General features: G+C 59.3%; 17 protein-coding genes. 16 read left to right on the top strand and 1 reads right to left on the bottom strand.

Annotation, left to right across the window (positions count from 1 at the left end; all coding sequences use genetic code 11):
• Positions 1–32 precede the first annotated feature (32 nt).
• The 10 genes from HOV93_RS19395 to HOV93_RS19350 all read left to right on the top strand — a co-directional run bounded on the left by HOV93_RS19395 (position 33) and on the right by HOV93_RS19350 (position 7,384).
• The gene (locus HOV93_RS19395; RefSeq protein WP_207398190.1) at positions 33–1,103 is read left to right on the top strand and encodes a hypothetical protein; all 1,071 of its coding nucleotides are present in this window, start codon (positions 33–35) and stop codon (positions 1,101–1,103) included.
• 123 nt (positions 1,104–1,226) lie between these two features.
• Positions 1,227–1,970 (top strand): hypothetical protein, encoded by a 744-nt coding sequence (locus HOV93_RS19390; RefSeq protein ID WP_207398189.1) that lies wholly within the window; start codon positions 1,227–1,229, stop codon positions 1,968–1,970.
• 148 nt (positions 1,971–2,118) lie between these two features.
• Positions 2,119–3,354: a phage major capsid protein gene (locus HOV93_RS19385; RefSeq protein ID WP_207398188.1), complete on the top strand. Its 1,236-nt coding sequence runs from the start codon at positions 2,119–2,121 to the stop codon at positions 3,352–3,354.
• A 48-nt stretch (positions 3,355–3,402) separates the two neighbouring features.
• The gene (locus tag HOV93_RS19380) at positions 3,403–3,855 is read left to right on the top strand and encodes a hypothetical protein (protein WP_207398187.1); all 453 of its coding nucleotides are present in this window, start codon (positions 3,403–3,405) and stop codon (positions 3,853–3,855) included.
• A gap of 133 nt (positions 3,856–3,988) precedes the next feature.
• Positions 3,989–4,231 (top strand): hypothetical protein, encoded by a 243-nt coding sequence (locus tag HOV93_RS19375; RefSeq protein ID WP_207398186.1) that lies wholly within the window; start codon positions 3,989–3,991, stop codon positions 4,229–4,231.
• Positions 4,228–4,563 carry a hypothetical protein gene (locus HOV93_RS19370; RefSeq protein WP_207398185.1) on the top strand — a complete coding sequence of 112 codons (336 nt, stop codon included), beginning with the start codon at positions 4,228–4,230 and terminating at the stop codon, positions 4,561–4,563. Before HOV93_RS19375 ends, HOV93_RS19370 begins: the two co-directional genes overlap by 4 nt.
• Before the next feature lie 10 nt (positions 4,564–4,573).
• Positions 4,574–5,014, top strand: coding sequence for a hypothetical protein (locus HOV93_RS19365; protein ID WP_207398184.1), 441 nt, complete (start codon positions 4,574–4,576; stop codon positions 5,012–5,014).
• Between the two features lie 12 nt (positions 5,015–5,026).
• Positions 5,027–5,929, top strand: a complete 903-nt coding sequence (locus HOV93_RS19360; protein ID WP_207398183.1) for a phage tail tube protein — start codon at positions 5,027–5,029, stop codon at positions 5,927–5,929.
• A 149-nt stretch (positions 5,930–6,078) separates the two neighbouring features.
• Entirely contained in the window at positions 6,079–6,450 is a 372-nt protein-coding gene (locus tag HOV93_RS19355; protein WP_207398182.1) for a hypothetical protein, read from the top strand.
• A gap of 391 nt (positions 6,451–6,841) precedes the next feature.
• Positions 6,842–7,384, top strand: coding sequence for a hypothetical protein (locus HOV93_RS19350; protein ID WP_207398181.1), 543 nt, complete (start codon positions 6,842–6,844; stop codon positions 7,382–7,384).
• A 97-nt stretch (positions 7,385–7,481) separates the two neighbouring features.
• On the opposite strand, the gene HOV93_RS19345 is transcribed toward HOV93_RS19350, so the two are convergent.
• Entirely contained in the window at positions 7,482–7,856 is a 375-nt protein-coding gene (locus HOV93_RS19345) for a hypothetical protein (protein WP_207398180.1), read from the bottom strand.
• Positions 7,857–7,883: 27 nt separating this feature from the next.
• Between HOV93_RS19345 and HOV93_RS19340 the strand changes: the two genes are divergently transcribed.
• The 6 genes from HOV93_RS19340 to HOV93_RS19315 all read left to right on the top strand — a co-directional run bounded on the left by HOV93_RS19340 (position 7,884) and on the right by HOV93_RS19315 (position 18,073).
• A complete protein-coding gene (locus HOV93_RS19340) occupies positions 7,884–8,606 on the top strand; it encodes a hypothetical protein (protein ID WP_207398179.1) in 723 nt (240 codons plus the stop codon).
• A gap of 131 nt (positions 8,607–8,737) precedes the next feature.
• Positions 8,738–11,290 (top strand): hypothetical protein, encoded by a 2,553-nt coding sequence (locus HOV93_RS19335; RefSeq protein WP_207398178.1) that lies wholly within the window; start codon positions 8,738–8,740, stop codon positions 11,288–11,290.
• Between the two features lies 1 nt (position 11,291).
• On the top strand, positions 11,292–12,956 hold the full coding sequence (locus tag HOV93_RS19330) for a hypothetical protein (protein ID WP_207398177.1): 1,665 nt from the start codon (positions 11,292–11,294) through the stop codon (positions 12,954–12,956).
• A complete protein-coding gene (locus HOV93_RS19325) occupies positions 12,943–15,756 on the top strand; it encodes a hypothetical protein (RefSeq protein WP_207398176.1) in 2,814 nt (937 codons plus the stop codon). The genes HOV93_RS19330 and HOV93_RS19325 overlap by 14 nt, the downstream gene beginning before the upstream one ends.
• Positions 15,756–16,313 carry a hypothetical protein gene (locus tag HOV93_RS19320; RefSeq protein WP_207398175.1) on the top strand — a complete coding sequence of 186 codons (558 nt, stop codon included), beginning with the start codon at positions 15,756–15,758 and terminating at the stop codon, positions 16,311–16,313. Before HOV93_RS19325 ends, HOV93_RS19320 begins: the two co-directional genes overlap by 1 nt.
• A 305-nt stretch (positions 16,314–16,618) precedes the next feature.
• The gene (locus HOV93_RS19315) at positions 16,619–18,073 is read left to right on the top strand and encodes a DUF2188 domain-containing protein (protein WP_207398174.1); all 1,455 of its coding nucleotides are present in this window, start codon (positions 16,619–16,621) and stop codon (positions 18,071–18,073) included.
• The last annotated feature ends 36 nt before the right edge of the window (positions 18,074–18,109 follow it).

Genomic DNA, 18,109 nt, shown 5'->3' with positions numbered 1-18,109 from the left:
CCATTCACCCATTCCCCAGAAGTTCATAACGCATGAATCCTACGACCACCACAAAACCACTCGTCTTTCATGTCGATACCGACAACGGCATCATCCACAACGTCAAGATCTGCGGCAATCAATCGAAGAACGGTCGCATCTACCCGCCGGAAGTTCTAGCCGCCGCAGCCCCGTTGTACGAAGGTGTCACCGTCTTTCTTAACCACGGGCTGATGCCTGGCGACGAGCGAGAAATCGACGTGCACTTCGGCAACTTGCAGAACGTGCGTACGCTCAATGGCGAGTTATTCGCCGACCTGCACTACGTCACCACTCATCCGCTGGCAGCTTCGATTGTCGAGCGAGCCCAGAAGTTTCCCCGCAACTTTGGTCTCTCGCACGATGCCCAGGTCGAAGCGGTCCCCAGTGGCGACTTTCAACAAGTCCAACGCATCACGGCGGTCAACAGCGTCGACCTGGTCACGCGACCAGCCACCAGCGACGGACTATTCGAGCAACAGCAAACAACGCCCGCGAAGCCGCCCACGCAAACCTATCGCCGGGTTCTCAGCGAGCTGCCACTCCAACAATTCCCCGGCAAGTTTCGTGTGCTGGAAGCCGCCGAGCGAGCCAACGACCCGCTGCTCAACTACGAGATCGCGCCATCCGATACGCAGTCCGCGGAAAATGCGTCGCTGCTCGATGCCCTGCGGCAGATGGTGATTGCAGCGCTGGACGACCCAGCGCACGATCTACCGGCCATCTTGGCCGAGCTTCATCGAATCGTGCAGCAGCAAAAGCAACTGCTCACCCAGTCTGAGGTCGATCCCAGCAATCAACCGTTGACCGAATCGCGGAACGCCCCAGCCAACACAGCGCACGATCAATTGATCGACTCGGTCTGCCGCGAGCTGCGAATCTCACCCAATGATTCGCTCCGGCGGATGCTTCGTCCCCTTAAGCAGCGCGAGGCCATGCTCGAGTACCTCGACGGCGGCGAAGTCGCCAGCGTCCTGGAAAGCGAAACCCGTCCCATCCACGCCGCCGCCCCGGACGAAGCCGACCAGTACGACCCGCCCAAAGACGAACACGACTTCCTAGCCCGTCTACGCCTACCCGGCTAACTCACGCATCTTGTCCCCTCTCCACCGCAGGCAGGGGAGAGGAGACCTTAACCGAAACATTTCCCCGACAGAAACACTTCTGTCAGCCAAAACACCTTTACTTCAACCCAAGAGAGACCAACCATGACCACCTACACCACGCCTGCCGGTTCTGCGATGAAGCGCTGGCGCACCGTTGCCGAGTTCTTTACGCATTTCCTCGGACTTCCTAACGAACTTGATCTAGTCAAAACCAATGCCAGTGCCGCGCTCACCATCGCCGACGCGGCTGGTGGCGGGTACGCTCGGCTAACCACCGGCAGCAGCACGCCAGCCGACAACAACGCCGCGCTGCTAACCACCCAAGGCGAGATCTTCAAGTTCGACGACCAGCATGGCTTCGTGCTTCGATCGCAATTGAAGTTCACCCCAACCGGCGGCAACACCGACAACGTCTTGGCTATCGGCGTGCAGAACGCCCCGACCGAAGACAACTTCCTGGCCGACGACGGGGCCGGGCCGCGTGCCGACTACTGGGGCGCTGGCATCTACAAGGTCGACGGCGGCACGACCTGGATCTGCGAAGTTTCCGCCGGAACGACCCAGCTGACGCTCGACACAGAAATTGCAGCCGACGGTAGCGAAACCACTTTCGAGATCGAATACCTCGCGGCAGACAGCGTCGGCGGTTACGGACGGGTGATCTTCCGCATCGATGGAGAGATCGTCCGCCGGCCCGGCACCTTCGCCCGAGAACCGTTCGCCCCCGAGTTCAGCTTGACGAGTGCCATCGAGATGAAAGGCCTGGTCGGCCAGAAGACCGGGGCCGCGTCTGAACTGATCGTCGACCTCAACGCCCTAGGCTGGGCCATCAGCCTATCGAACTAACGCACATCCGTCCCCTCTCCCTTCGCGGGAGAGGGGACGGGAGATGGGGGCCGAGCTGGCTGGTTTGGTTTAACTGGTATCGCTCCTTCACTCACGTTTTCCACACGACTTCTCCAACACATTCTCAACACTTCACGAAAGAGACAACATGCTATCACTCAACGGACTTTTAAACTGGCAAGCCTTCGGTCGCGAATATTCGGCTGCCGAGCGCGACCGCAAACGTAACGCGCGGCGGCAAGGCGTGCACGAATCGCATGCTGCCAACCGGGCCGAGCGCGACTTGTGCACGGCCATCATCAAGGGAGAGATTACCGAGTCGCAGTACTCGATTCGTCGGGCATTTTGTGCCTGCGTGCCGGATGGGCACGAGATCGTTCATAGCTGGGACGGCTCGATGGCCGGCCGTCCGACCGGCGTGAACCTGGTTCGCGAGAGCATCAACACGGGTGCGTTTGCGAACATCAATCAGACCTTCATGCACAAAAAGTTGATGGATCACTTCACCCGGCCAGAGATGATCGCCCGGCATCTGGTGACCATCGAACCGACCGGCGACAAGTGGGAACGCTTGCCTGGGGTCGGGCAGCTGGGCGACGGGGCCCGCGAAGTTCACGAAGGCGACAGCTACCCGCGTGTCAGTTTGACCGAAGACTGGATCGAAACGCAGCCAACCGAGAAGCGGGGCTTCATCGTTGAAGTTTCCAAAGAAGCGATCTTCTTCGACAAGACCGGCGAGGTCCTACGCATGGCCGACCAAGGCAGCCAGTGGCTGGCTGTCAACTGGGAGAAGCGGATTCTCGACACCGTCTTCGGGCTGGTCGATCGCTATCACCGCAAAGGCCGCGGCATTCAAGCCACCTACGGCAACAACGCCGCTGATCACAACTGGGACAACCTCCAGGCTAACCCGCTGGTCGATTATGAATCGATCGAGGCAGCCGACCTGCTGTTTGAAGACATGATCGACCCCGACACAGGCGAACCGATCATCGTCGGCGCGCGGCAGCTGGTCGTTCCCGGGGCGCTCTTTCAAACGGCCTTGTCGATTGTCAAAGCCACCCAGGTGCAGCAGTACACGCAACCCACGACCGACGTCGGTTACCAGGCCGGGCGAAGTTACGACAACCCCTACCGTGGGATGCTCGCTCCGATCACCAGTCCCTACGTGAAGGCCCGCACGTCTTCCAGCAGCAGCTGGTACTACGGCGACTTCCCGAAGGCCTTCAAGTACATGCAGAACTGGGCTCCCGAAACGGTCACCGCTCCGGCAGGCAACGAAGACGACTTCGAGCGCGACATCGCCTTCAAAGCGAAGAGCAGCGAAATGGGCCAGGTCGCCGTCGTCCAACCACGCTGCGTGCAGAAGAACACCGCGGCGTAGTCAATCGTTTTCAACCAACCCATATTCATTTCCACCCAAGAACGAACCATGACCAAGAACCAAACTCAAGAGCCCCCCGACAACGACCTCGATTCCCTCTACGCCGAACTCGCCGAGCGGGAAGCCAAGATCGTGCAGCGCGAGAACGCCCTGCGTGAAAAAGAAGCGGCACAGCTCGTTGCCGGTACCCCAGCCGTCCCGGCAATCGGCCTGACCGAAGCCGAACTCGATCTTTCGACCGCCCCCCAACAAGCCAAGCAGGGCAGGGCACCCCAAGCCGCCGCAGCGCACCGCAAGAGCTACGGCAAGTGGCTACGCGAGAACTACCCCGGCCGCACACCGCTGAAGCGTTTTCACGTCACGCTCAAAAAGAAAAACACCGACGACCGCTCGTTCAACCTGCAGGCCGTCGACGAAATCGACGCCCGTCGCCAAGCCTACCAACAAGCAGGCATTACCCAGAAAACCGAAGCCTTCAACGCGATCGTCCAACGAGCATAGCGAACACGGCCGCGTGGCCCTGAACACCCGCCTCTTGTCTTATTTTGTCCCCTCTCCACCGTCTTCGCACAGAGAGGGGACAGGAGGGTGTTTGCCTGGCATTGTTACTTACTTGTTTCCCAAGGAACCACTCATGACCAAATCGCAAACGGAAGTCATCACCGATCTGCTGACCCGGCGCGATGCTGTGCTGGCTCAGTTGGCTGGCATGACTTCCACCGACGTCGGAGCGTTGCCCAACACCAGCGGTACCGGAGATCATGTCGACCACCTCGCCTTGCGGCAAAGTCTTTATCGCGAACTGGCCGACATCGACGAAATGCTCGAGCGTATCGCCGGCCCGCAAGAATCGACTTCGCGGGGGCGACTCACATGACTCTCGCGCAGATGTACGAACTTTACAAGAACAGCTACACCGCGTTTGCCGACATCGGCGACGCGACCTATCAAGATTCGACCGCCACCATCACGCAGGTAAAAGCCCGCAAGTGCCTGCCGCGTGAAGCCGAGCTGGCCAGCGTCGGCGCGAATGTCGGCCTGCAGACTCCGCTGGCAACCTTCGTGCTGTGGGACGTTTCCCTCGACACGGCCGAGCCCAAGCCAGGCGGCAAGATCACTTGGCCTGGCAGCGGCGCTTGGACAATCGTCAGCTTACGACGAGAACACTTCGAAACCCAGTGGCGTTGCTTGTGTCGCCACGACAAATAAAGGACGACCCATGCCCGCTACTTGGGAAACCCTATGGGATGCGGTGGTTAGCCAGATCGATGGCCTGGGCCTGGATGGTCTTACCGCGGCCAACATCCGCCAGCAACCCCTGGCGCTAAACCCAGCCGACAACGAGCTAACCACCGGGGCGATCGTGTGCCCGGTCACCGAGGCCGAAGGAAACAACGGCACCAACCACAGCAACGATATCGGCTACGGCTTTCAGGTCACGCTCGTGAAACTCAGCAATTCGGCCCTGAACAAAACGGCGCAGCAAACGCTGCTGCCGTGGCGGGAATCGATTCGACAGCACTTTCATCATCAATCACCTTTGACCGCGCACGGCTGCTATCTGTGCACGGTCGAGCACGCTCCGGTTGTTTTGCCGGACGCGTGGAAACATCAACTCGACGCCTCGACCCTGGTCGTTCGGTGCTGGGTTTTGCAATAAGGAAGCGAACACATGCAAGCGATGGGACATGCCACCCAGCTGGGTCTGGGACCACAACATGCGACCAGTCTCGCCACACGACAATTTGAATTTCAATCGTGCACCCTCAACCGCCAGCAGAACCTCATCCACAGCGGCGGCATCCGAGGGCAGCGCGCACCGCTGGGTGACTTCACCCAGCCCGGCACGTCCTCGGTAGGGGGAAACCTCGTGCTTTTGCCGCGGCCCGATGATCTTGATTTCCTGCTGCCGTACCTTTTAGGCGGCGCGGAAGTTTCCGACGTCTTCGACCTGGCCGAGACCTTGCCAGAGCTGGTCGCCACCGTCGACAAGGACCTACTGGTCGAGACCTACCGAGGCCTGAAGGTCGCCCAGGCTATCTTCCGCAGTAAGCAAGGACAACCGCTGAGCTTAGAGCTTCAGCTCGAAGGCAAAACGAAAGACGCCTCCACAGCGGCCGGAACGTTTCCTTCCATCAGCTCTACGCTATCGGAAAAGCTGCCGTACGTGCATCATCATGCCAGCTGGACTTTCGACGACACCGCGATCGCCATCAACGATCTGGTTCTCACGATCGACAACGGGCTCGAACTCGACCATTTCAACAACAGCCAAACGCGGACAAGCCTGCCTGCCGGCGAACAAACGATCACGCTGGCCTTCACCACGCCGCACAACGCCGACTTTGCCGATCACCTACACGAGATCGCCGCATCAGGGGTGAGCGCCGCGCAGCTGGCCTTCGATAACGGCAGCGACAGCCTGACGATCGACTTCGGTCTTTTGCAAAAACCAGAAACGCCAATCAACATTCGCGGCAAGCAGTCGATCCGCCCTCAAGTGACGCTACAGGCATATCAAGACAAGGCGAATGCCCGACCGATGATTCGCTTCACCAACACGAACGAAACGTAGAACGGGCCTACCGAGTGAAGAGATAGGCGCGCGTTGTTCTTAATCCCTCACCCTAGCTCTCTCTTTGAAGGAGAAGGGACAAGATGGGTGCTGCGAGCGTTTCACTGCATTCAATTCCATTAACACTTCATCCCATAAACACAAGACTTATGACCGACTTACTTTTCATTGACGATGGCTACACGCACGAGGCTTGTCTTGCGGCGGTGCCTGGCCTGCATGCTGCTTTGGTTTTCACCTACCGCCCGATGACGCATGAGGCGCGGGATCAGGTTGCCCAGGCCGTTGCTCGGCAAACCAGCGGCACGACGGCCACCGAGCTGCTGGCCCACGCCATCGCCGCCCACGTGACGACCTGGAACGCATCGTGCGAGGTATCGGCCGACGAGATTCAGAAGCTTGTGCCAGGGCTTTTCGACAAAGTGTACGCGATCCTTGCCGGCGCGCGTCCTTCCGATCCGCTGCCTGACACTGGCCAGGTGCCGGAAGCTTACCAAGCCGAGGCCGACCTAAAAAACTAACCGAGGGTGTAGCACTTCTGCTGCTGCACCCCGGAGCCGCTTCGATCGATTGCGAGCAGTGCGGCCAATGGATTTACGACCTAGAGACCGGTCAGCGGCAAACCGTTCGCACTGGCCCTAACCGGCGTGAAATCCCTCAACCGCGGCCTGCGGGCGTTCCTACACCTTGCTCGTCGTGCCCCAAGCAAAGTCCCGACCACGCCCGGCGACTTCGCCTTTCGGCCAAGAATTGGCGCACCTACCAACTGTGGCGGCGGGCCAAAGCAACGCACTTTCACGGCGTGCCCAACCACTTGAAACACGACCCGATCTTGGCAGGCAACTTCGCCCAACTGGATGACGTGGCCCGGCAGGTCGAAATGATCCAGCGCTTAACCCCCGGAGAGCCCTCATGACCAACTCAGACGCACAGCGTCTTCAGCAGCTGAAAGCATTAACGCAAACACCGCATGATGCGGCCCCACTTCGGCGACAAGAATCCGGGCCAGCACTGGCCTCGATGGTTCGCAGCGTGAAAGAACGCCTCGCCGAGAACCCACCAGAAAGCGAACCTGACGAGGGGCACCACACGCCGTTATCGGCCAGCGAACGGTCACCAGCGCAGCCCGAGAGCGACCCGGTGTTCTCAGCGCCACGAAGCACCCTGCCGCAGGTAAGTATTCCGTTCGCCCCCCAGGCCCAAGCACCCCGCCGCGCGCCGTCGCCGGAACTTGCCCGGCGCGGCGAGCAGACGGCAAGCGAGACAATTCAACTTCGTGACCAACGCGAGTTCAAACTTACGTTGGTAGAAGCTGCTTCGCGCGACGACGCCTTGGTGGCTCGCCTGGCCGAGCAAACGGTAGACCTGGTTCAGCAGCGCGACGAGATGATTTTTCAACGCGTGATGCAAGCCATCGAGCAGCGTCTGGCCAACAGCCAAGGGGCATTCGGCTGACACGTGCGAATCTCGCTGAGGGAAAAGTGTTTTGCACACGCATCCGAGAGAGAAGAAGCGGACGCCGAGCCCCGCATCGGTTTAGCCGCACCCGCCATTACCGGTCTTGAAGCGTATGAATCCACAAGGCTTTTTCCGCGTCGCTCTGTTTAGATCGCTTGGAATCGCCACTCCCACGATCGACTTGGGAACGCAAAGCAGTCGACACAACGCATCCGACGAACAAAGCCGCCACGAACGCCAGGATTGTTAGCTGCAACGCGATAGCGTGTGAATCCCAGTGGGCGATTGAAGCCACAAGCTGTTTTGCACGCTCTTCGGCGGCCTGGTCGAGCGTTTCCGGTGGAACAATCGAAACCGCGAACTTCGACGCATCGAACATGCCGATCGCCTCTTCGGCGGAAGAGGCTTCAACCTCCAATACCTGGGCTTCACCAGTGTTTTCGCTGATGAGCTGAACCACATATTTCATGACGACACTCACACGCAAGGTCAGAACATGTACTTAACCAAAGGCGAGTATACGCACCCCATCGGCGAGCCACAAATCGCCATCAGTAAAAGGCCGATCTTAAACAGCGGCGGCGTCCCGGTCGCGCATACGGTGGCCTGGACCATCCAAGGCGTGCTGCTCGGCAGCGGCCAGGCCGACCTCGATGCCAAGATCGATGCGCTGACCACCGCCTACGCGCGGCAGAACGAAGATGTCGTGCTGCTACTTTCCGACGGCGTGACCGAGTCGCAACATACGCTCAAAGTGCGGGACACCCGCGGCGGTGTGTACGTGACGCAGGGCCCCGACTTTCCGCAAGGCAACGGCCCAGAATACGCCACGCGGCGTTCGTTTGCCGTGCAGATCTCGGCGGAAGTTCCCGTGCGTGGAAGCATCGCCGCTGTGATGAACTTCAACGAAACGCTCAGCACCGCTGGCGGCGGGCCGCGCTATGCCCATATCGAAACAGCGTTGGGCTTTCCGATCAAACAACAACTACGCCGCGCCACGACCTACCTGGCCACCCAATCAGGAACCGCGACCGGTTACGCCGTGTATCCCAGTGTTCCGCCGCCTATGTTCGGCCACGCGAACCTGGCCCAGGCCCCGAAGATCACGCGCCGCTCGCCTGATTGGGTCGGCAACAGTACCCGCAATTTCACCGTCCATTGGCAATACCATTTCGAGGCAGCCGCGCCGCTGTACGGCCTGCCGAGCGTTTCGCCCTGACGCGTGGATTTACCCGTGCCGCGTAGCCCCCTCGATGCTCGCAGTAGCTCGGTAACGAAAGGGGCCTTCAAATTTCATGGCTCGGCACACACTTCATTCACGATCCCCAACAACCCTAACAGGAATCATCCATGGCAATCTGTATTTGGCGCGGCGACGCGCAAAGCGTGGCCCAGGTCGACCGCGTTACCGTCGATAACGTCGAAATTGGCGACCAGTTCACACTTACCATCAACCGAAAGACAGTCTCGTATACGGCAACTGCCGGCACACCGGCCAACGTCTACCAGGGGCTATCCGCGGCGATCGCAGCGGCGGCGATTGCCGAGTTTCCCATGGCCACGTCGGTGGCCGCGACCGACGCTCAGGCAGCGCATCTGCGTTTGACGGGGCCGGACGCTGGCACCCCTTTCATCATCACCGAAGCAACCATCAACGGCGGCAACGCCGAAGTGGCCGTCGATGTGGTGCAATCTGGCGGCGATGGCGTGAACATGATTCAGCAGATCCGTCTGCCGGCGGGGCTAACCGGCGGGACGTTTACCCTTAGCTTCGAAGGGCAAACGACCGGCAACCTAACGCTGGACGAATCGGCCGCCGACGTCGAATCGGCGCTCGAGGCGTTATCGAATATCGACAGTGGCCAGGTATCGGTCAGCGGCCCCGACAGCGGGCCGTGGCTGGTCGAGTTCATCGGCACGCGGGCCTCAAGCACACAAACGCTGTTAACCGGAAACGGTACAAACCTGGCCGGGCAATCGGTCGGCGTGGCAACGACTGCGGCAGGTCAACCGGGGGACAATCATCGGCTGACAATCAGCGGGACTCAGGCCCTCGGCGAGACCGCCTCGATCGGGTTCTATCTATTACCTAACGAGCCCGACAGCACAGGTTCCGGGACCGTTGCTTCTCTTCATACCGATGCGCAGTGGCTCAATCTGCTGGCGCATGTCTATGGACTTTCCAGCAGCGCATCGCTGTCGATGGTTCGCACCACCTCCACCACCGCCACGACGCGCACTTACACGATTGAAGTGGAAATCGTCGCTGAGAAAGCGGGCCAGGCTGTGCTCGCGCCGACAGTCGCTCGCTCGTCGATATCGGGCTTAGACCAAGACGCCGTGGTCGATAGCACGACCTTCAGTGTCGGTGGAAACTCGACCAACGAAGTGCAGGTCGTCACCCTGCCAGGCAATCCTTCGGGTGGGACCTTTACGCTTACCTTTCAAGGGCAAACGACCGCCAACCTGAATTACGATCAGTCTTCCTCCGACCTTCAAACGGCGCTCGAAGCCCTCTCGAACATCGGTAGTGGCGATGTCTCGGTCAGCGGCGATGACGGCGGGCCTTGGACGATCGAGTTCACCGGCAGCCTGGCCGGAACCGATGTCGGGCAGATGACCGCCAGCGGCGCGAACCTGACCGGAGGCAGCGTCGCCATCAGTACCGTTCAGGCCGCCGTGGCTCATCAAAACGAACAGGTGCTGCTAACCATGTCGGCCAGCGTAACCAGCGGCACGTTCACCCTTAGCTACGATAGCAGCGAGTCGAGCGGCATCGCCTACAACGCCACCTCTGCCAGCGTGAAGACCGCGTTGGAAGGAACCTCTAGCATCGGCAGCGGCGATGTGAATGTCAGCGGCCCCGCTGGTGGACCTTGGCTGGTCGAGTTCACCGGAAGCCTGGCCGGGCAGGATATCACGGTCATCACATCGGACGGCACCAACCTGCTTGGGGCAGGTACGCAGACGATCGGCATCACGTCGCTTGTCTCACCGACCGGGCCGGGGCACTGGGACAACGCCCAAAACTGGTCGACCGGTAGCGTGCCGGCGGATGGAGACACGGTGATTTTGGAAGCAAGCGACCGCCCGATGCTGTATGGCTTAGATCAATCGTCGGTCACGCTCGACGCGTTGATCATCCGGGCCAGCTTCGTCGGAAGCATCGGCCTTCCCCAGGTGAACCAGGCAGGCTACCTCGAATACCGCGACACGCACTTGCAGATCGGAGCGTCGGATGTGCGTATTGGCGAAGGGCTTGGCAACGGAAGCGAACGAATTCGTCTCGACCTGGGCAGCGTGCAAACCGACGTGGTGATTGCCAACAGCGCGACGCCGGTTCGCCTGGGTGAGTACGCGATCGAACTTCTCGGAACGCACGCATCCAACGTGCTTCGCGTTTATCGCGGCAGCGTTTCCTCGGCGCAATACGCCGGTCAGTCGGCGGTGTGGGGGACGCTGCAAGTTGGTTACGCCGACGACCCCATCGGCGATGTGCAACTGCTGATGGGGGATGATGCGACGCTAGGAGATGTCGTCGTGCATGGTGGCCTGGTCACCTGCTTTGCTAACGCGGGAAGTGATATCACGTCGATGCGGATCACCGCCGGCAGCGTCACCCTGGGCGGCACCGATGGTCTTTCTCAGCTCGATATCGAAGGGGGCAGCCTCTTTTATCAAACGACCGGAACGCTCGGCGGAAACGCTGTCGTAGGGGGCTCTGGCACGTTGAGCTTTCAAGGCGACCTCCGCAGCAAGACCGTCACCAATGCCATCACCTGCCAAGCAGACGCGGCCAACGTGCTTGATCCGCAGGGGGTCGTGGCCGACTTGAGCATCCACTTTCAATCGACATCCCGTTTCCCGGAACTGGGAACGAACTTCACCGCAGCGAGGTCGTAACATGACAACTCAACCCATCTTTTATTACCCCGGAATCACCGACTATCTCTCGGTCAGCTACACCCTGTCGCACGGCACGCAGCCTGGCAAAGTGCAGGTTCGCTGCGTGGCTGGGACGGCAAATCCTGCGGGGCAGGGGACAGCTCGCCTGGTCGACCCTGGCACCGGCGTCACTGTGGAACTGCCAGACTGCCGCGTCGATGCGGCGCACATCGAGCTAACGCCGCGCGGCGAACAGATCGTACGTTTCGAACTGCTCGACCAACGCTGGCGATGGCGGCTGGGCAAGCTATCTGGCCAATACAATCTACGCACCGAAGACCCCACGCACATCGTGCCGGGCACCGAGAAGTCCCCGCGCGATTTGGCCCAGCTGTGCCTGGCGGCGATGGGCGTGCAGCACGGGGACGTTTCTCGCATGCCCAACCAGGCCCGGCCTTTTATTGATTGGGACATCGCCAACCCGGCCTCGGCCCTGGCGGCCTTGGCCGAAACGGTCGGCTGCACCGTGGTGCTGAAGACCAACGGACGCGTCTCGCTCGAACCGGTCGGGCATGGCAAGCCGTTGCCGGTCAATCGTTTTCTGCTGCAAGCGGGCTCTGGCTACGATCCGCCCGAGCTTCCCCTAAGCATCGAACTGGTTGCTGGTCCGACAAAATACCAGGTCGACTTCGAGTTGGAAGCGGTGGGCGAAGACATCGACGGAGAAATCAAACCGATCGACGATCTCAGCTACAAGCCCAAGCAAGGCTGGGCGTTCGAAGGCCCCTGGACCGACAACGTCGACCCACGCTACCAAGAGCTTTCGCAGCAGTCGATCTTCAAGATGTACCGCATCAAGGTGCCGGAGTATTTGCCAGGCGTGCCGAAACAGCTCGGCAATCGCTTGAACTCGATCGACGAAGTCTTGCCGCTGCTATCGCTGCAAATCGACGACGACCTGCTTCCCGACAAGACCCGCAAGCGTCGCCTGCCGTGGGTCTATGGAACGTTTGCCAAGGGAGAGCTGAACGCCCAGCAGCAGCAAACCACCCAGGCCCCCAGTGGAAATCTGACCACCCATCCCGAGCAGCGTTACCAGCGCTCGTTTCGTGTCGACCATCGTCGCGGCATCGTTCGCTTTGCCGAGCCGGTGTTCAATTACATCGACAACGGCACCATGCAGCTGCGCAAAGCGGCCGATCTGCGGCTGCGGATTGCGGTTCATTGGCGACGCGAAAACACGCGGGCACTCGACCATTGGAGCATGCTGCGAGGCCGGAAATCATTCCGCGACAATCCGCTGGTGATTCACCGCAGCGACATTGCGCTCGAGGTGAAGCACGACGAAAAGACCTCTCGCGTGCGAGACAACCTGAACGAGGTTTCGCAGCAGGCCCGCTTCTATCTCGATCAGGCCACCAGGCAGCGGCAACCTCAGCCGATTGCCAGCGCCCAGTATGTGGGGCTGCAACCGATCGAGCCGGACGGAGCGATTCGCCAGGTATCGTGGCGGATCGAAACGGGTGGTTCGCTGGCCTCGAAGACAACGGCCTCGCTCAACTCTGAGCAGCTTCTGCTCGATGCCACCTTCGAAGAGAAAAGCCTTCTCGAAAAGGTCCGCCAGAACCTGCTCTGGCAGCAACAACACCAACAGGCCAGGGGAGTACAGCATGGACAGCCCTAGTCGGCCAACCGACGCCCAGCGTTGGCTACGATTTAAGAACTCGGGAGACGAACGCATTCCACCGTTTGCCATTGTCGGCCCGCAATTAGACCGCGACGACGCATACGACGCGATCGAGGCCAACGATGAAGTTGACTTCGCGCTGCGCCTCGGCAGAGCTTCGGCCGCATCACGCCAGGGACACGATGCGGCTTTGTTCTACCTGAACGGCCCGCAGCCGGTCGATCCCGCGCGGCAAGGACGATGCACGCAAACCGGCATGATGCAGGCCATGATCGGCTACGAGACCGACAGCCCGCCGGCCTGGGGTGATGGCTTGGCGATTGATACCAGCCAAGAGGAAACCCCGTTCTACCTGGTCGCAGGGGCGGGTGCCTATAAGTTCGTCGACTTCGACGGCTGCCCCAAGACGACGTTCAAGGATTCGCAGCGGAAGGGGTACACGTTCAAGATCGGCTGGATCGTTCCCACGTCGCAAGGGACCGTCCTGGATGGGGTGATTATTAAGGATAGCTCGACACTGGCAACGCTGGAGCCTGGCGGTATCCTCACGTTCGATGGCCGCGACAATCCTGAACTTGTCCCGTTCGGTTTGAGCCGGAGCCTGCCTTATTCGAGCGAGACCGAAAGCTTGCAGGCTCGCGGCTTTCACCGGATCAACACAACCGGCAATTACCTACTGACCTTCACGGCCAGGATTCGCTCGTCAGAAACGTCGATCAATACCAACATCCCTGGCAACCTGAGCCTGCTTTGCCGAACCAATCGCATTGGCGACACAGACGAGTTTCAAACCGCCGACCAGGTCGAAGCGTTGGCGGCAGAGAACGACCTGGACGAAGAGAACGCGGATTTTATTTTCCACAAGCTGCGGGTCAGTTCCGAGGATCAGCCAGCGGATACCAATCTGGTCGAAGAAGAGATCACCGAGCGGCACCGGCATTGGCAGACCGTCAGCGGCTCGACCGTGCTGGACCTGACCGAGGGAGAGCTGCTGTTCATCTACAACCCGACCAGCTACGAGATGGAAGTCTCGAGCGTGTCCGCGACGTTGGTACTGCTGTCAGGTGCTGGCGGTGGTTCGGGGGCAAGTTCGTCCTCTTCCGATTCATCGAGCGGCAGCGGTGACAGTGGGGGTGATAGCGGCGGTGGTGGCGATACGACGGAACTAGACGGCAGGGTCACGACGTTGGAAACCGATGTCGGCACGCTGGAGGGCAACGTCGGCACGCTGGAAACGACCGTCAGCAGCCAAGGCGTGACGATCAGTGCCCACACTGTAAGCATCGCTACCAACGCTTCGGATATCAGCACGAACACGGGCGACATCGCCGCACACGACACCCGCATTGATGACCTAGAGACGTTCGAGACATCGGCCACGGCTTCCATCTCGACCAACTCTGATGACATCGCCACCAATGCGACAGATATTGCGACCAACGCCAGTGATATTGGTGACCTGGAATCGTTCGAGATAGCCGCTACGGCCAGCATCTTGGAAAACGCTGGCGACATCGATGACCTGGAAACCTTTCAGGCCACCACGGAAGCGGTCTTCGCCGGAGCCATTGCGGATGACACTTACCAAACGGCGGCTGGGGATGACCTCACGTTTGCGGGTGGCATTCTGACGGGGTTCAGCCAAGGCCCAACTAAGATGCCGCCTACCAATGGCACCAACCAGTACCTATTGAAGACCGATGGGGCAGGCCAAGCAGCTTGGGTGAAGGGGATCCACCAGTATTGGGAAGAGACGGGAGTGGGCTTCCTGGCTCCCAAGGTGCACAACACTTATGACGTTGGCACGTCTTCAGTCAGGCCCAGAGATCTGTGGATTGCACGCAATGCAACCATTGGCAACTCACTGACCGTAAACGGTGTGAATGTCGTTTCCTATATGTCGGGAACCGCGTTAATTGCCGCCCAGAATGCTTCTGCAATCAGTGACCTGGAAGACCTGCACGATAACGCAGTGCCTGTGCCTCATCACGTAGGCCATCGCCTAACCCCTTCCAACACCGAGCCCTACGTTACGACCGACGATACAGGCAATACGGTGCTTTACTTGCTGCCGTTTCGCGATAACCTGGCTCGTCTCTACACGGGCTCGGCCTGGGGACTGGCGGAGATCAGCAGTCTCTCATTCGACCTGACCAGCGATAACGATGTCGATGCGGCTTCGATTGCCTCGTCTTCCGCCTACGATGTCTTCATCGACTACAACGGAGGCAGCCCGCAACTGGCCCTCAAGAAGTGGACATCAGGCGGCTTCGGTTCGTCCTCTCGCGCGACGGCATTGACGCGGCAGGATGGCGTGTGGGTGCTGACAGGGGCCACCGATCACGTGTGGGTCGGTTCGATCTACACCAACAGCAGCACGCAGCTAGACCTTTCCGAGGGGAAGCTGGGGATCTGGAATTACTACAACCAGATGCTGCACCGACTCAATGTCTTCGACGACACCAGCCACAGTTACAACGGCGGCTATCGTGCGTGGAACAACGACACCTCGCTGCGGGTGGAATTCATCCTGGGGCAGAAGCAGAACATCGAGGTCATGGGCAACTTTGCGGCCTGGGACAGCACGGCCAACCATGGCGGTGTGCAGTTAGACGCAACCACGGGCACCCCCATCGAGACGATCGAGAACCGCAACAATGCTTACTACCGCATGGCGTTTACCTGCATGGTGAAGCCTAGCGAAGGCAACCATTACCTGCAGTGTATGGAAGGGACCGAGAGCGGCGGCAGTGTGAATTTTTACGAGGCACGCCTTGATTTTGGGATATTGGCCTGATGACGAATATTGAAATTACCAAGGCCCTGCTGGCCGCCATGAATGATGTGCTGGTGGGCGTGGCGATTGAATCCGAAGTGCGAAGCGTGGCGGGCTCGTCGTGGCATGAGGTCGACGGCATTACAGGCAAGGTGCGTCTCGATTGGCTGGAAGAAGTACCTGAAGACCTAGAAGCCGTCGGCACGCAGCTGGCAGCCGAAGCTACGAAAGCGATCAAACAGCAAGAGGTTGTGTCAGGTTTCGCGGTTGCCATTGAAGCGGGGTACGACACGGGGCTGGGGTTCTCGCTGAAACTTGCCGAGCAAGACCAACGCGTGTTGTTCGATTACCAGCAACGATTGCTTCGGCAACTATCGAAAGACCCTGCCGAGGTTACCCTGGCAGACATACGGCCATTGAAAGGAACAGACGACGCCTGGCATATGGCCACGGTTGCGCAAATCATTGACGCGATCGACGGTGGAGCAGGGCACGTCGAGAGCTTGAATGGGGCCTATGCCGGGTACGAAGCGATGCTGGCCGCTGGCGTGACTGACTTTGAAGTGGACTTTACTTGAACATGGTGAACGCTCTTTTGATCAAACTTTCACCATGGTGGTTTGCGGGCGCTCGGAACGGGAACGCGTGAGGATCTAGGTAACGCTCTTCTACTCGGATTCCTAACGTTGCGGCATTTGCGCGAAGTTTCTTTCGTGTGCTTACAGGCCGTATGACTCGGGAATATCCGCGGGAAAACCACTGGCTCGACGAACGCGATTCAATTTTCAACAAGAATTCTTTCCGCGAATTGGAACGCCGTTTGCCCCTGGGAAGCATCAACTGTTTACCTCGAACATCAATCCACTTGATAAGGAGCACACGCATGGGTAACCCGCTGCATGTTGTCGAACATGACAATCGCTGGGCCATTCGGGAAGAAGGAAGCAACGAATCGAAAGCGACCTTCGCAACACAAGAAGAAGCAATCAGCGAGGCTTATCGCCTGGCCGACGGTCGCGAGACCGACATCGTGGTTCACCGCCGCGACGGAACCATCCAGGAGTTGGGCCGAGACCCAGGCGTCCGTGCCACTACCAACACCTACACAGCCAACCGCGGCGTTCGCAGCGTGGATGAAGTCGTCGAGACGACTAGCCCAATCTCGCGAATGAGCTGGGGCGCCGTGATCGCCGGTATTTTCTTCACGATCGCTTCGACCTGGATGATGTTGACGCTGGGAACCAGCATCGGCGTCAGTGTGATGGATTCAACCGATTCGACCATTCTCGATGGCGGGCTGACCACGCCCACCGTGATTTGGCTGATTCTGACGGCCTTTGTGGCTTTCTTCGTCGGTTCGCTATTCACCGCACGTCTGGCCGACAACGAAGACAGCACGCTCGGTGTGATGCACGGCGTAACGCTGTGGAGCGTCACAACGGTTTGCATGATGGTACTCAGCTATTGGGGTATCGCTAATTTGGCTAGCACTGGTGCTTCGGCACTTTCGACCACGGCCAGTATCACCGGTGACGCCGCCGCTACGGCAACTGGCGCGGTGACTGAAAGTGGTAAAGCGTTGGCTTGGGCCGGCAATAACTTTGCCGAAACCCATTTGGCCGACAACTTGACGCAACAAATGAAAGACCAGTTGGCACAAACGGCCGCTGAGATCGACCCAGAAGGGGACGCCGAAATCAATCCGCAAGAGATCAAGCAAGCCATCTCGCAGCTTGATGCGGAAGTGATGGAGAAGGTCGCGACTCCGCTGATCCAGGGAGACCAAGAGGCTGCCCGCAAGGTGCTGGCCGATAATACGGATTTGACCGAACCGCAGATTGACGAGCTAGTGGCTGGCGTGAAGCAGAAGATCGAAGAATCGGACGCTCCGGAAGCTGTTCAGAAGAAGCTCGAACAATCGATCGATCAAATCGCTCAGGCAACCGCCAACGTCGCCCCATCGCTTGAAAAACGTGAAGTTCGTAAAGCGATCAGCGAAATGAACGCTGAGACCTTCAGCAACGTCTCGTATCACCTGATTAACGGTAATGTCGATGCCGCCAAGACCGAATTGGCCTCGAACACGCCGCTTGAAAAGCAGGAAGTCGATAAGGCGATTGATCATGTCTACGCTCAGACCGAGACGCAGATCAAAGAATTCAAGGACGAAGCCAACGCCGTCATGGAAGAAGTAACCGACTATACCCAAACAGTTCTTTGGACCACGTTTGGCTGTTCGGCCCTGGCCCTTGTGTTTTCAATCGCGGGTGGCATGGTGGGTGCCGGTCTGACCGAGCACCACACACGCCGCGTCGTCCACAGTCGTCAGGTTGCGTAACTTAATTAAACTACCTTGTTATAAAAGGAGAACATT

The organism is Bremerella alba (assembly GCF_013618625.1).
In the GTDB taxonomy this organism is placed as follows: Bacteria; Planctomycetota; Planctomycetia; order Pirellulales; family Pirellulaceae; genus Bremerella; species Bremerella alba.
The sequence above is the reverse complement of the archived record's forward strand: the minus strand, read 5'-3'. Positions and strand labels throughout refer to the sequence as shown.